Consider the following 14,080-nt stretch of genomic DNA (forward strand, 5'->3'; position numbering starts at 1 on the left):
ATTAGCCGAAGGGAGAATAGTCATGAAACAGTTATCCACAAAGGAGCGTATCCGTACGGAGGCGCTGCATCTGTTTGCGCAGTATGGATATGATGCAATCAGTGTCGCACAGATCGCAAAGGCGGTCGGCATACAGGCTCCGTCCTTATACAAGCATTATGCAAGCAAGGAGGACATTTTTCTTGCCATCATAAAGGAAATGGAAAAGCGCTATGCACAGCACGCTGCCGGTATGCAGATCAATGGCAGTGATGCAGAGGAAGACGGAAAGCTGTACACCCGGATTACCGATGACCAGCTTGTTGATATGGGCGTGCATATGTTTTCTTATTTTCTTCACGATGCATATGAGAGCAGCTTTCGCAAAATGCTGAATATGGAACGCTACCATAATCAAAGACTTGCAGAGCTGTTTCAAAAGCAGTATTTCGATGATGCAATTGCATATCAGACGGTGATTTTTCAGCACTTGATGAAAGCAAGTATACTGAAGCCGCTTGATCCGCAGATTATGGCACTGCAGTTTTATTCACCAATCTTTCTGCTGCTTCAGCTATGCGATTCCAACCCACAGTATGAACCAATGGCAGTCGAACTGCTTCAGCAGCACATTCGACAATTTCTGAAGCTGAATTCTACAAAGGGTGACTGATATGAAGGTTACGTTACTACATGGTCAGAATCACAGGCAGTCTTCGTGGCATGCGGCACACCTGCTGCTGGAGCAGCTGCCGGTGGAAGTCCTGCATGAATTTTATTTACCTAAGGATATGCCGCATTTCTGCTGCGGTTGTTATCGCTGCATGGAGCTGGGAGAGGACTTCTGCCCGCACACAGCATATATGGCTCCTATTATGAAAGCAATGAAAGAAGCAGATTTACTTATATTTACAACCCCTACTTACTGCTTGCGGACAAGCGGTTCCATGAAAGCATTTCTGGATCACTGCTTTCTAAATTTCGTTGTACATCGTCCCCTGCCTTCCATGTATCATAAGCAGGCGGTAATCATAGCCTGTGGTGCAGGCAGCGGGATGAAAAAAGCCGTAAAGGATATCCGCACAAGTCTGACGGGATGGGGGATAACCCACATAAGCAGCTATGGCTTTCGATCCATGGCAACTACATGGGAAGCAGTACCCGAAAACATCAAACGAAGACTATCGACAGATCTTGCAAAGCTCGCCAGCCGTATCAAACAAAAGCAGCACCATAAGCGTATCAGCTGGAAACAGAAGCTGCTGTTTCATGCAATGCGGCAGATGCAAAAGCACGGGATGGGGGCAGGAGAACTGGACTATCAATACTGGAAGGAACGGGACTGGCTTGGACGCAGTCGTCCATGGACGGATGATGAATAGAATACGTGTATTTACTTCTGGCGCACTACTTGCATTTGCCTGTTACTGTGTGCTGTTTGATAGAAATCTGCCCTTTTCGCTTCCTTCCCCTGTTTATGCTGCCGCGTTTCTTTACTTTAGCGTGTTTCCGATAAAGGATATGCTGTCTTTCTGCAATGCCACCCTGTATAAAGGGCGGCAGTTTCAGAAAAATTATGAGGCCGGGGAGGAATCAGTGCAGGCACTTCTCACGGAAAAACGCTGCTATGACCGGCGTGCTGCTGGCGCAATGCTGTTCTGGCTTACCTTTCTCGCCATCCCCGGGTATCTGTATATGAACGGATATCTTGATCGGATCTGGATTTTCTTCCTGTTTGCTCTCTCCAATTTTTCCGTATTTTTTGCTATATTCGGCTGGTGCCCGTTTCATTCCATCTTCATTCGACCGGACTGCTGCATGGAATGCAGGATCTACAACTGGGACTCCTTCTTCCAATACAGCTTTCTGATCTTCTTTCCCAATGTATTCACACTCACACTGGTTCTGCTCGGTGTGCTGTCCCTGATAGTTTGGGAAATTCGACATGCACTGCATCCGGAGCGCTTTTACAAATGCAGCAATGCTCGTCTTACCTGTGAAAACTGTGACCTTGACGGCTGCCGAAAACACAAGAAAAAACTGTTCCATAAGACGCTGAAAGAAGAATATAGAAACAAATGAATGGGACAACGCTGCTGAAAGGATCAAAAGGTCATAAAACAGCCGTGTATTTTTGGATTATCAAAATCTGCTCTTGACGAAGCAGCATCGTGTGAGTATCATAAATACTAGCATTTAAAAAGGGAGAGTAGAAATTTTATGGAGGTAGAGGAATCAAAAAATTTAATGACAGAGGGAACGATATGGAAGAAAATCATATTCTTCGCCCTTCCCCTGTTTTTGGGAAATCTGTTTCAACAGCTGTATAATACAGCAGATTCATTGATCGTAGGGAATTTTCTCGGCAGCAATGCACTTGCTGCTGTCAGCTCATCGGGAAATCTCATCTTTCTGATGGTCGGCTTTTTCAACGGCATCGCAATCGGGGCAGGGGTCGTGATCGCCCGTTATTTCGGCGCCAGAGATATTGACAATATGCAACGAGCGATTCATACAACAGTTGCCTTCGGTCTTGTTTCCAGTCTGATTCTAACGGTGCTCGGCGTACTACTGGCACCTCAGATTCTGATCTGGATGGATACACCGGCGAATGTTTTACCGCAGTCGGTAACCTATTTCCGCATTTATTTCATGGGCTCTTTGGGGCTTGTCATGTACAACATCTTTGTGGGAATCCTGCAGGCGGTAGGTGACAGCAGACATCCGTTGAATTATCTGATCATTTCATCGATTATCAATATCGTGTTGGATATCGTATTGATTGTTGTCTTTCACATGGGGGTTGGCTCTGCGGCCTTTGCGACGATTCTTTCGCAATTCGTCAGTGCATTTCTGTGTATGAACCGGCTGCTGCGGACAAAGGACAGCTATCGGCTTTCCTTGCGCAAAATCCGCTTTCACAAGGATATGCTCGCACTGATTATCCGCTATGGTCTGCCAAGCGGTCTTCAGAATTCCATCATCGCCATCGCCAACGTGGTCGTGCAATCCAATATCAACGGCTTTGGGGAAATGGCAATGGCCGGATGCGGAGCCTATTCAAAAATCGAGGGCTTTGCGTTTTTGCCAATAACCAGCTTCACCATGGCACTGACAACCTTTGTCGGTCAGAACCTGGGGGCACGTCAATACGAACGTACGAAAAAGGGCGCGAAATTCGGTATGCTGTGCTCCATGGCGATTGCAGAGGTGATCGGAATTGTCATTTTTCTGGGGGCACCGCTATTGACAGCTGCCTTTAACAATGATCCGCAGGTGGTGATGTTTGGAACGGAGAGAGCCAGAACCTCCGCAATGTTCTTCTTCCTGCTGGCTTATTCACACTGCATATCCGCGATTCTGCGCGGTGCCGGAAAATCCATGGTACCAATGATCGTCATGCTGCTGTTCTGGTGTGTGGTGCGGGTGACCTTTTTAACGGTTATGATTCACTTTTTGAATGATATCGCCGTGGTATACTGGGTATATCCGCTGACATGGTCTTTAAGCTCCATCGCCTTCTTCCTATATTATCGTAAGGTGAACTGGATGCATGCGTTCGAGGCGGCCTGAGACACGCGTACGATGTTTGCGACCGGAAGGCCTGTATGCGCGTCATAGTGGCTATGACATTTTCCGCTAGTTGCAGGATTGGAGCTGTCCGGAATATTTGCCTTTTATATCCAAGCGGCTTCAAAAAACACTGCAAAGTCGGGCAAGAGGACATACTGCGCGAAAAGACTTTACAGAAATGAATTGATTTGATTGTATGAACCGAAAGGAACAGGGAACCTGCATGCAGGCACGCTGTTCTTTTTATATGCGATTTTTTATAACATCAAGGTAGCATACAGCTGTAGGGCAAAGAATACAGCGGCTTTTGCTTCATGCGATATCTGACGAGAACGTACAGTGAAATATGAAATTGCTTGTTCGCTATGGACAGGGAGCAGCTACAAACGGATAACGCGCCATCAGTCAGGAAGCTGACAAATTTCTTTTCTTTTTTCCTCAGAACTCTTATAATGAAAAGAGCAGCTCACAAAGAAAACAGTGCGTGATGCTGTATGCTATGTATGATGAAAGAAGTGAAATGATGAACAATATAAATATCGGAATGCTGGCACATGTGGATGCCGGTAAAACAACGCTGTCAGAAAGTATGCTGTATGTATCCGGAAGTATTCGTCAGCTGGGACGGGTGGACCATGGAAATGCCTTTCTGGATTATGATGCACAGGAGAAGGATCGCGGTATTACAATTTATGCCAAGCAGGCTATCTTTGACTGGAAGGATACACACATTACTCTGCTGGATACACCGGGACATGTGGATTTCTCCGCAGAAATGGAGCGCGTGCTGCAGGTGCTGGATTATGCAGTAGTGATCATCAATGCACTGGATGGTGTACAATCCCATACGGAAACGATCTGGAAGCTGCTGCAGCATTATAATATCCCTGTCCTTATATTTGTAAATAAAATGGATGTCAGCTATACAGAGCGCACACAGATCATGGAGGATTTGAAACGGCATCTGGATGAGCATTGTGTGGATGTTACACAGCAGGATGAAGCATGTCAGGAGCAGTTGGCCATGTGCAGCGACGAATTGCTGGAAAGCTATATGGAAACAGGAGGAATTAGCGATGAGCAGCTGGCGGATGCGGTTGTGCAGCGAACAATCTTTCCCTGCTGCTTCGGCTCTGCACTGAAAATGGAAGGGGTTCGGGAATTTCTTGATATTTTGAATTCCTGTACAAAGGCTCCGGCATATCCGGAGGCATTTGGAGCACGAATATTTAAAATCAGTCGGGATGAGAATGGAAACCGTCTGACGCATATGAAAATCACCGGCGGCAGTCTCAAGGTAAAAACGAAGCTTGCGGAGGATGAAAAGGTCGATCAGATTCGTCTGTACTCCGGAACCCGTTATCAGCTTTGCGAGGAGGCATGCAGCGGCTGTGTCTGTGCAGTAAAGGGATTGACCGGATTTCATGCAGGGGATGGTCTTGGCTTTGAAAAGAGGCGGCAGGAGGTTCAGCTTACCTCGTTTATGAATTATCGGGTGCAGCTTCCAACGGGTTGTGATCCCTTTGTCATGCTGAAGCAGCTGCGTCAGCTGGCGGAGGAGGATCCGCAGCTGCATGTAAGCTATGATACTCATGTAAAAGAACTGCATGTGCGGCTGATGGGGGATATTCAGACTGAGATTTTGAAGCATACCATTCAGGAACGGTTCCATACAGCAGTGGAATTTGATGAGGGCAGTGTTGTATATAAGGAAACGATATTGAACACCGTAGAAGGAATTGGGCATTATGAGCCGCTGCGCCATTATGCCGAGGTGCATCTTCTTTTAGAGCCTCTGCCAAGAGGAAGCGGTCTGCTCTTTGAAAGTGACTGTAAGGAGGATGTGCTGGATCGTCACTGGCAGCGTCTTATCCTGAGTCATTTGCAGGAAACGGAGCATGTCGGCGTATTAAGCGGATCTTTGATAACCGATATGAAAATCACCCTGCTTTGCGGTCGTGCCCATCAAAAGCATACTGAGGGTGGGGATTTCCGGCAGGCAACCTATCGGGCATTGCGGCATGGACTGCGCAGTGCACAAAGCATGCTGCTGGAGCCGTATTATGAATTTACCCTTCGGATTCCTCCTTCCTGCGTCAGTCGTGCGGTATTTGATATCGAGCGCTTTCACGGTACCTTTACCCTGCAGGAGGACAGTGGGGAGATGAGCGTAATCAGCGGCAGCGCACCGGTGCGAAAGCTGCAGAATTATGCACAGGAGGTATACGCATATACAAAGGGCAGGGGCCGTTTGTTCTGTTCGCTGAAGGGATATGAAGCGTGCGCTGATGAAGAAGAGGTGCTGCAGGAGCTGGCGTATGACTGTGATGCGGATATGGATCATCCATGCGGCTCCATCTTCTGTTCTCATGGTGCCGGCTATTATGTGCCATGGAATGAAGTGAAGCAGCATATGCATATGCAGAGTGACTGGGGTCGTATACAGCTAAAAAAGGAAAGCTATCAGAGCTATACAGCAAAGCCTGTGGATGAGAAGGAGCTGGAGGAGATCTTTGTTCGTACATACGGTCCGATCAAGCGAAGACCACCGCAGAGAACCAAACCCTCCTCGAATATTATAGATTTAGAAAAACAGAGCATCAGCTATCAGCCGCTGCCGGAATGCCTTCTGGTGGACGGATATAATGTGATTCATGACTGGGAGGAGCTAAAATCCATGGCAAAAGATCATCTGGATGCGGCACGTCATCGGTTGATCGATATCATGTGCAGCTATCAGGGATACCGCGGCTGTGAATTGATTCTTGTTTTTGATGCCTATAGGGTGAAAGCAGGAATCGGCTCCTCTCATAAGGAGGGAACCATCCATGTCGTGTATACAAAGCATGCGCAGACAGCCGATATGTATATCGAACAGGCAACGCATCAGCTTGCGAGTGAATTTCGTGTTACGGTGGCAACCTCTGACGGAATGGAACAGCTGATTGCCAGCGGACAGGGGGCATCCCGTATGTCATCCAGACAGCTGCATGCCGAGGTTCAGCGTATGAAGGACAGCTCGGTAAAGGAATTTGAGCGTAAGCAGCTGCGCGGTGGTGCAGAACCGCTGAAGAAGCTGCGGGATTATCAAATCGAAGCCACAGATGAAGACATGAAATTCTAAAACGAAGGGAACTGGGAAACAAGAGCATTGGATGAGCGATTGCCTGTGTGATTCCTCTGCTCTGCTGAAAGACTATGCAGGCAAAGCGTCTTTCATAAACTGAACTACACCGCTGTAAGGGGCGATACTGCAATGTACTGCCTCTCTTGTTGGTGTTTTTTATACCATCGTTTTCACGCAGCCCTGTTCATTTAGCGTTTGCGAAACGAAATAGGAAAAAATCATCTGCTCTGCCAGAAAATCGGATATGCCTTGTAGGAATATGCTCTGCATAACGGACTGGAAGCAGGATTCAAATGCTGGAAGAGCGTTCGCGGTCTACAGGATGAATATGATTGTCCGAAAGTGAACAAAAAAACGTAGGATCAAATAAACAAAGCCGCAATCACAAGCAGCTGCTATCTGCACGGAAAGCAGGCTGTTTAACATAGTCTTTTTCTGAGCAGCAAAGGACACGGCATTCATGTATGTGGGCGGGAAACGACCAACCCTATGCCTCCCCCCTCTTCCACCTTCGTTTTGCGTATCGTAACAGAAAATCTTCATAAACAGAAATCAACGGCAGACATATGGATTTTCTTTGTATGACAGAGGTAAAAGCCTGCACAGTGTGATAAAATAGAAAGTAGAACAAGAGCGTATGGCGGCAGCGTATTGCGATATGCGGGGAAACTCCCGTTGGTTAATCGCTGCCGGCTCTATAGGAGGTAAGACGATGCATCGATTATCATGGAATAGCATAACAAGCGAAACACGGATTCCGCAGAAAACATCCGCAAACGCAGGAAAATACCGCAGTGAAATCGAGAGTGACTACCATCGGATCATCCGCAGTGCATCCTTTCGCAGACTGCAGGATAAGACGCAGGTTTTTCCCCTCGATCATAGTGATTTTGTGCGCACAAGACTGACACATTCCCTGGAGGTGTCCTCCATCGCAAAGCTGATTGGAAAGCAGGTATGTATACAGGTGCTCGATCAGCAGCTGGCACCTGTTGAGGATCAGCCTGATTCCTTGAAGGTTATCGAAATTCTTAACTGTGCAGGTCTGCTGCACGATATCGGCAATCCGCCATTCGGCCATTTCGGCGAGAGTGCTATTCGCAACTGGTTTGAAAAAAATCTGTCTCTATTACAATATAAAAATAAGCCTTTACAGGCATGGCTGGATGAACAGCAGCAGGCTGACCTTTTGTATTATGAGGGCAATGCTCAGGCGCTGCGTATTATTACAAAGCTGCACCGTCTCACAGGGCGAAGCGGTATGCATCTGACCAGCAGCGTTATGGATACGATTATCAAGTATCCGGTGAACTCTCTGGAAAAGCTGGCCGAGGATACAAAGGAGAAATCACAGCGCAGTCTGCTCAGAAAAAAGGTCGGCTACTATCAGAGCGAAACGGATCAGTTTCTGGAAATCAAACAGAATACCGGAACTCTGGGCTGCCGGAATCCACTGTGCTTTATTCTGGAGGCGGCAGATGATCTGGCCTATACCTTTGCGGATTTGGAGGATGGCTATAAGAAGGGGTTGTATTCCTATGAACAGCTACTGGATGTAATCGAAGAAGCACAGGATGAGCGGGGAGCGGAGCTGCTGCGGCAGGGACTGGAGGAAGGACGCCAGCTGAAGCAAACGAGCGAGAAGGGCTTTGATCCTTATCAGCACGCTGTTTTTACATGGCTTACAAAGAAACAGCTGTTCAGTATTTCCGGTGTATCCCAAGCATTTTTGAAGCATTACGATGCCATCATGAACGGGAGCTTTGAACAGGAGCTGATAGCAGTCAGCAGAGAAGGAAAGCTGATCCGCAGCCTGAAGCAATTCGCCTTTGACAGGGTTTACAACGATGCCGCAATCTTAAAGCTGGAGCTGATGGGAAATGAGATCATCACCTTTTTGCTGGATCGCTTCATGGACGCATTACTGCCCTATGACAGTGGTTTGCGCATGAGTGAAATTCAGGAAAAGTACATCGATCTGCTATCCGGAAACTATCTGAACACCTACCAGTATACTGCACAGGGGAAGGCAGATGGCGAGCGGCTGTATCTGCGTCTGTTGCTGGGAGCGGATTTTGTGGCCGGTATGACAGACAGCTATGCAATACGTCTGTATCAGGAGCTGAAGGGAATCTAGGTGATGCAATGAAGCAGGAATTATTTGAACAGCTGAAAAGGGAGCTGTGTGCCTGCCGTCTCTGTGAAGGAAAATTTGACCATGAGCCCCGTGCGATTTTTCAAGGTGCGCAGGATGCGAAAATTATGCAGATTTCACAGGCTCCCTCTATTCATGTACACAACAGCGGTCTGCCATTCTATGATGCCAGCGGGAAGAAGCTGCGCAGGGAATGGTATCAGATCGACGATGCACAGTTTTATGATGAGCATAACTTCTATATCGCCTCCATGGGACACTGCTATCCGGGAAAGGGTGCACAGGGAGATAAAAAGCCTCCCAGAATCTGTGCCAAAACCTGGCTCATGCGTGAGCTTGACGCTGTAGATAATCAGCTGTATATCATTATCGGGGCATTGGCCGCTAAGGAATTGTTTCCTGGACAAAGCTTTGAAGAGCTTGTATTTCAAGATCAGCAGCTGCGCGGAAAGACGGCTCTGGTGCTGCCGCATCCATCTCCGCTCAATGTACGCTGGATGAAGGAGCATCCACAGTTTGAAGCAGAGCGCCTGTTGCATATCCGTAGACTGGTACATACTGCTTTGAAGCTTTGAAGGCAGACGATCTGCTGGTGATCACCATCGTATAGGGGAATAAATACGAATTGCATAAAGCGGGATGCCATACGAAGGACACGATGCATGAATGTATATAAGGAAGTCTTCTGAATTTTCATAGGCAGCCCTGCAGCAGGTATGTTATCCATAAGCAGAGCCTGGGATAAGGAGTGCCGTTTGCTTGTTGAGCAATCAGGTGCTCCCTTTTTTATTGGGGAAAAGTAAACCACCAATAAGGATTAGCAGCCTCTGGTAATGTGAGAAAGCAGCCATTGCAGAAAATAAAAAAGAGCTGTATCTATTAGATGATTACTATGGTGCATGAAGTAAGGGAGCCTGTTATGCTTGTTTGTTTGCACATCCGGCAGGGGCAAGCAGATTTCTGTGTTATTTTCCATAAGCAGGAAAAAACTTTACTTTCTTTATGCAAATCACTTTAAAAAATAAAGTTACTATGGTATAGTATGGATGTAAAGCAAAGAAGCACATGCTATAGGAGGTATTTATGAAATCATACGACGCAATTATCATCGGCTTTGGAAAGGGTGGAAAGACCCTTGCCGGATATATGGCAAAACAGGGAAAACGGGTGGCAATGATTGAAAAATCAGATCAGATGTATGGAGGTACCTGCATCAATGAAGGCTGTATTCCCTCAAAGTCTTTGATCATACAGGCAGACAAACAGTCCTATGGGCAGGCGGTAGAGCGCAAGGAAGCACTCATTGAAAAGCTGCGAAAGAAAAATTTTGACAAGCTGAATTCTCTGGAGCTGGTCGATGTCATCACAGCAAGGGCTTCCTTTGTCAGCAATCATGAGGTACATGTACAGGGAGCAGGCGTGGATGAAACACTCTACGCAGACTATATCTTCCTCAATACCGGCTCTCTTCCAAACATTCCCAATATCAAGGGGATACACGAAGCACAGCATATTTACACAAGTGCGGAAATGATGAAGGAACATAGTCTTCCTGAAAGGCTGGCCATTATCGGCGGTGGCTACATCGGCTTGGAATTTTCCAGCATGTATGCACGCTATGGCAGCGCAGTCACTGTATTTGAGCATGGGAGCCGTCTGGTAAAGCGTGAGGATCAGGATGTTGCGGACGAGATTCAGAAGGTGCTGGAGAAGCAGGGAGTAGACTTTGTGTTTGAAAGCAGTGTCAAGGAATTTTCCAATGCCGGGGAACAGGTTGTGATCACGTATGATGATGCACATGGCACAGAGCAGCATATCAAGGTTGATGCTGTCCTGCTTGCGGCCGGACGGAGTGCAAACACGAAGCAAATCGGTCTGGAAAACACCGGAGTAAAGCTGGATCAGCGTGGCAATGTCATCGTGAATGAGTACCTGCAAACCAGTGTGCCTCATATATATGCAATGGGCGATGTAAAGGGGGGATTGCAGTTTACCTACATTTCTCTGGATGACTATCGCATTGTGAAGGATCATCTGTTTGGAAACAAACAGCGGACAACAGGAAATCGCGGTCATATCGCTTATTCTGTCTTTATTTCACCAACCTTCTCCCGTGTGGGACTGAGCGAACAGGAGGCACGGGAACAGGGCTATGCAGTAAAAACGGTTTCTATGCCTGCCGCCGCAATTCCAAGGGCAAATGTCATTTCACAGCCGGATGGACTTTTAAAGGCTGTCATTGATACGAAAACAGATCAGATTCTTGGCTGTGTATTATTCTGCGCCGAATCTGAGGAGGTCATCAACTTTGTACAGCTTGCTATGAATCAGCAACTGACATATCAGGAGGTTGGAAATCATATCTTTACACATCCGACGATGAGTGAGGCCTTAAATGATTTATTCAGCTGATAAAGCGGTGTAGAGAATCAACAAGCAATGAGGCAGGAAATGTGTCAGGAAGCTGGAGCTTTCTTCGATGGTTGAAAAACTTACGATGCAGCCCTGCCTATATCGTAAACATATAAAATAAAAGGAGGAAAACACGATGTCTAATGTAATACATGCAAAGGAAGCGGAATTTAACGAACTGATTCAGAAGGAGGAGCTGGTACTGGTGGACTTCTTCGCTACCTGGTGCGGACCATGTAAGATGCTGGCACCGGAAATCGAAAAGCTGGCAGATGAGTTCAAAGGAAAGGCGAAAATTGTTAAGGTGGATGTCGATCAGGAGCAGGCACTGGCGATGCGCTATGGGGTGCAGTCCATTCCAACGCTGATCGTATTCAAAAACGGCGTTCAGGCTGAACAGCGTCTGGGCTATCAGCCGTATCCGAAATTGAAAGAAATGTTGAACAGATAGGAGAATAGAATGCTGAATCCCAACGACGTATTAAGCCATATCAGCTTTCTGCTGGTCTTTCTGGAGGGCTTACTATCCTTTTTATCCCCCTGTGTATTGCCGCTGCTGCCTGTTTATATGGGATATCTGGCAGGGCAGGATCAAAAGCAGCCGCATTCGCAGCGTAGAATTTTCCTGCTGACGGTCAGCTTTGTAATCGGAATTTTTACCGCGATACTGCTGATGAATATTTCGGTGCATGTGCTGAGCAGCTTTTTCAAGGATCACATGGTGTATTTTGTGCGTATCGGAGGTATCCTGATCGTTCTTTTGGGGCTGCATCAGCTGGGAATCTGGAAATTCAAAAGTCTGGAGCGCACATGGAAGCTTCCATTTCAGAAAAAAGGCGGTGTAAATGCAGCCATCGCCTTTCTGATGGGCTTTACGTTCAGCTTTGCGTGGACACCGTGCATCGGCCCTGCACTGTCTTCCATACTGCTGCTGGCGTCATCCTCCGGCAGTCTTTGGGTGTCTACCTTCCTGATGATTGTGTATGCGCTGGGATTTACGATCCCCTTCCTGATATTGGGATTGTTTACCGGAAAGGTACTGCACTGGATATCCAATCATAAAAATATCATGAATATTGCGGTGAAGCTGGGGGCTGTTATTTTAATTGCAATCGGTCTGATGATGTTCACTGGAAAAATGAATACCATCAGCTCATATATGAGTACCTCCGATCAGGCAACTGCCAAAAAGGATACGGATACGGCCACACCAAAGCAGGAAGAGAAGGCTGCGGATACTCCGGATACACAGACCGAGACGGAGCAGCTGGATTTTGTGCTGAAGGATCAAAACGGAAAACAGGTATCCCTTACTGATTATCGGGGAAAGGTTATTTTTCTGAATTTCTGGGCAACCTGGTGCCCACCATGCCAACGTGAGCTTCCGCATATTCAGGAGCTGTATGAGAAGTATCGAAACAGTGATGAGGTTGCTGTTTTGACGGTGGTGAATCCCGGCGGTCAGGAGAAGAATGAGGAAGGTATTCGGGCATTTCTGGATGAACATGAGTATTCCCTGCCTGTTTTATTCGATGATGGCTCCATGTATTATTATTTTCAGATAACAAGTATGCCAACGACGTTTATGATTGATAAGGACGGGAAGCCGTTTGGGTATATCAAAGGGCAGCTGACACCAGATATGATGGAGAATATGATACAGCAGACATTGTCAGGAAAAAAATAAGGGATTGATGGTATAAAGGAATTGATTATATATGAAAAGGGATCTATAAGAGGTGATGAAATGAAAAAACAGTATGATATGCATTGTAATATCGCACAGACACTCAATCTGATCGGTGACAGATGGACACTGCTCATTTTGCATGCAGTGCGTGAGGGAAGACGCACCTATAAGGATTTGCAGGAGGGGCTGGAGGGAATACCGACGAATCTGCTGTCCAGTCGATTGAAGTCCTTGTGCGAGGATGAGCTTCTCAGCTGCAGCCTGTATCAGGAGCATCCGCCGCGTTATCAGTATGAGCTTACGGATAAGAGCAGGGATCTGGATGATATTTACAATGCGATGATGATCTGGGGTGACCGGCATCTGCATAAGAGCTATAAATGTCTGAAGCATAAGGGCTGCGGGGGGGCTGTTGATATACAGTATGTATGTAGGGAGTGCGGTGAGGTCATACGAAAAGAGGATCTGATTGCAAAACCGGTTGAGGGGTGAAACGGGTACAGCTGGCACAGACTGGCTGTATCTTTTTTTTATGCATTTCTGGAAATTAAAAAGATTAACGATAAAGAATATGAAAAATATGATATGATAGTAGCTGAGGTGAGTCTTACATGAAATTGATGTTTATCATTGCAGGAGATGAGTATGCTGCCGATATTTCGGAAAAGCTCAAAGAGCATGCATTTATGGCGACAGAGGTTGGAAGTACAGGTGATTTTCTGCAATATGGACAGACTGTTTTGCTGCTGGGGGTGGATGAGCAGGAATGTGATAGGATCTTAACCATACTCGATCCGGAAGCTGATTGGGAAGGCACAGAACACAGGCATCCGTTTCATGAGGAGGTTTCTATATTTGTTACGGATGTAAATGATTATGTGAAGGTTAATGCATAGCGATGGTCGGTTTATTTTGGGCTTCAGAATAGATGACAGATCATCCTTTTCTTTTGGTGTATTTGATTAAAAGGCCTTGTTTTAAAGGGTTTAAAGGGGTTCGATTTCATTAGATAAAAAAAGCTGAAGTGAAAAGTTAAATTCCACTTTCAAAAGGCGAATAAAAAATGTGGAACTTTCTTCTACAGAAGTCTATACAGAGCATAAATATAGCGTTAGAAAGGGTTTCAAATAGGTAGAAGTAAGTA

Annotated in this window: 12 protein-coding genes; all 12 read left to right on the forward strand. The window is 46.5% G+C overall.

Going from position 1 to position 14,080, the window contains the following annotated elements:
• Positions 1 to 22 precede the first annotated feature (22 nt).
• The 12 genes from NE665_RS18385 (at position 23) to NE665_RS18440 (ending at position 13,832) form a co-directional block, all read left to right on the forward strand.
• Entirely contained in the window at positions 23 to 652 is a 630-nt protein-coding gene (locus NE665_RS18385) for a TetR/AcrR family transcriptional regulator (RefSeq protein ID WP_117444641.1), read from the forward strand.
• A 1-nt stretch (position 653) separates the two neighbouring features.
• Entirely contained in the window at positions 654 to 1,361 is a 708-nt protein-coding gene (locus NE665_RS18390; RefSeq protein WP_117444640.1) for an NAD(P)H-dependent oxidoreductase, read from the forward strand.
• On the forward strand, positions 1,354 to 2,061 hold the full coding sequence (locus NE665_RS18395; protein ID WP_117444658.1) for a hypothetical protein: 708 nt from the start codon (positions 1,354 to 1,356) through the stop codon (positions 2,059 to 2,061). The genes NE665_RS18390 and NE665_RS18395 overlap by 8 nt, the downstream gene beginning before the upstream one ends.
• A 138-nt stretch (positions 2,062 to 2,199) precedes the next feature.
• The gene (locus NE665_RS18400; RefSeq protein ID WP_044906615.1) at positions 2,200 to 3,552 is read left to right on the forward strand and encodes an MATE family efflux transporter; all 1,353 of its coding nucleotides are present in this window, start codon (positions 2,200 to 2,202) and stop codon (positions 3,550 to 3,552) included.
• 499 nt (positions 3,553 to 4,051) lie between these two features.
• Positions 4,052 to 6,676, forward strand: coding sequence for a translation factor GTPase family protein (locus tag NE665_RS18405; RefSeq protein WP_256302594.1), 2,625 nt, complete (start codon positions 4,052 to 4,054; stop codon positions 6,674 to 6,676).
• A gap of 715 nt (positions 6,677 to 7,391) precedes the next feature.
• Complete coding sequence (locus NE665_RS18410) at positions 7,392 to 8,816, forward strand: deoxyguanosinetriphosphate triphosphohydrolase (RefSeq protein WP_117444639.1); 1,425 nt, start codon at positions 7,392 to 7,394, stop codon at positions 8,814 to 8,816.
• An 8-nt stretch (positions 8,817 to 8,824) separates the two neighbouring features.
• The gene (locus tag NE665_RS18415) at positions 8,825 to 9,409 is read left to right on the forward strand and encodes a uracil-DNA glycosylase family protein (RefSeq protein ID WP_117444638.1); all 585 of its coding nucleotides are present in this window, start codon (positions 8,825 to 8,827) and stop codon (positions 9,407 to 9,409) included.
• Between the two features lie 508 nt (positions 9,410 to 9,917).
• Positions 9,918 to 11,246: an FAD-dependent oxidoreductase gene (locus NE665_RS18420; RefSeq protein ID WP_117444637.1), complete on the forward strand. Its 1,329-nt coding sequence runs from the start codon at positions 9,918 to 9,920 to the stop codon at positions 11,244 to 11,246.
• 136 nt (positions 11,247 to 11,382) lie between these two features.
• Entirely contained in the window at positions 11,383 to 11,697 is a 315-nt protein-coding gene (gene trxA / locus NE665_RS18425) for a thioredoxin (protein WP_117444636.1), read from the forward strand.
• Between the two features lie 9 nt (positions 11,698 to 11,706).
• A complete protein-coding gene (locus tag NE665_RS18430) occupies positions 11,707 to 12,933 on the forward strand; it encodes a cytochrome c biogenesis protein/redoxin (RefSeq protein WP_117444635.1) in 1,227 nt (408 codons plus the stop codon).
• Between the two features lie 60 nt (positions 12,934 to 12,993).
• The gene (locus tag NE665_RS18435; RefSeq protein WP_117444634.1) at positions 12,994 to 13,428 is read left to right on the forward strand and encodes a helix-turn-helix domain-containing protein; all 435 of its coding nucleotides are present in this window, start codon (positions 12,994 to 12,996) and stop codon (positions 13,426 to 13,428) included.
• A gap of 119 nt (positions 13,429 to 13,547) precedes the next feature.
• Positions 13,548 to 13,832 carry a cyclic-di-AMP receptor gene (locus NE665_RS18440; RefSeq protein WP_117444633.1) on the forward strand — a complete coding sequence of 95 codons (285 nt, stop codon included), beginning with the start codon at positions 13,548 to 13,550 and terminating at the stop codon, positions 13,830 to 13,832.
• The last annotated feature ends 248 nt before the right edge of the window (positions 13,833 to 14,080 follow it).

Source organism: Clostridium sp. DFI.1.208, assembly GCF_024463855.1.
In the GTDB taxonomy this organism is placed as follows: Bacteria; Bacillota_I; Bacilli_A; order Erysipelotrichales; family Erysipelotrichaceae; genus Clostridium_AQ.

Excerpts from the sequence above, each read along its gene's own strand:
- NE665_RS18385 (WP_117444641.1), top strand. The coding sequence starts at position 23 with ATGAAACAGTTATCCACAAAGGAGCGTATCCGTACGGAGGCGCTGCAT.
- NE665_RS18415 (WP_117444638.1), top strand. The coding sequence starts at position 8,825 with ATGAAGCAGGAATTATTTGAACAGCTGAAAAGGGAGCTGTGTGCCTGC.
- NE665_RS18390 (WP_117444640.1), top strand. The coding sequence starts at position 654 with ATGAAGGTTACGTTACTACATGGTCAGAATCACAGGCAGTCTTCGTGG.
- NE665_RS18405 (WP_256302594.1), top strand. The coding sequence starts at position 4,052 with ATGTATGATGAAAGAAGTGAAATGATGAACAATATAAATATCGGAATG.
- NE665_RS18395 (WP_117444658.1), top strand. The coding sequence starts at position 1,354 with ATGAATAGAATACGTGTATTTACTTCTGGCGCACTACTTGCATTTGCC.
- NE665_RS18430 (WP_117444635.1), top strand. The coding sequence starts at position 11,707 with ATGCTGAATCCCAACGACGTATTAAGCCATATCAGCTTTCTGCTGGTC.
- trxA (WP_117444636.1), top strand. The coding sequence starts at position 11,383 with ATGTCTAATGTAATACATGCAAAGGAAGCGGAATTTAACGAACTGATT.
- NE665_RS18400 (WP_044906615.1), top strand. The coding sequence starts at position 2,200 with ATGGAGGTAGAGGAATCAAAAAATTTAATGACAGAGGGAACGATATGG.
- NE665_RS18420 (WP_117444637.1), top strand. The coding sequence starts at position 9,918 with ATGAAATCATACGACGCAATTATCATCGGCTTTGGAAAGGGTGGAAAG.
- NE665_RS18435 (WP_117444634.1), top strand. The coding sequence starts at position 12,994 with ATGAAAAAACAGTATGATATGCATTGTAATATCGCACAGACACTCAAT.
- NE665_RS18440 (WP_117444633.1), top strand. The coding sequence starts at position 13,548 with ATGAAATTGATGTTTATCATTGCAGGAGATGAGTATGCTGCCGATATT.
- NE665_RS18410 (WP_117444639.1), top strand. The coding sequence starts at position 7,392 with ATGCATCGATTATCATGGAATAGCATAACAAGCGAAACACGGATTCCG.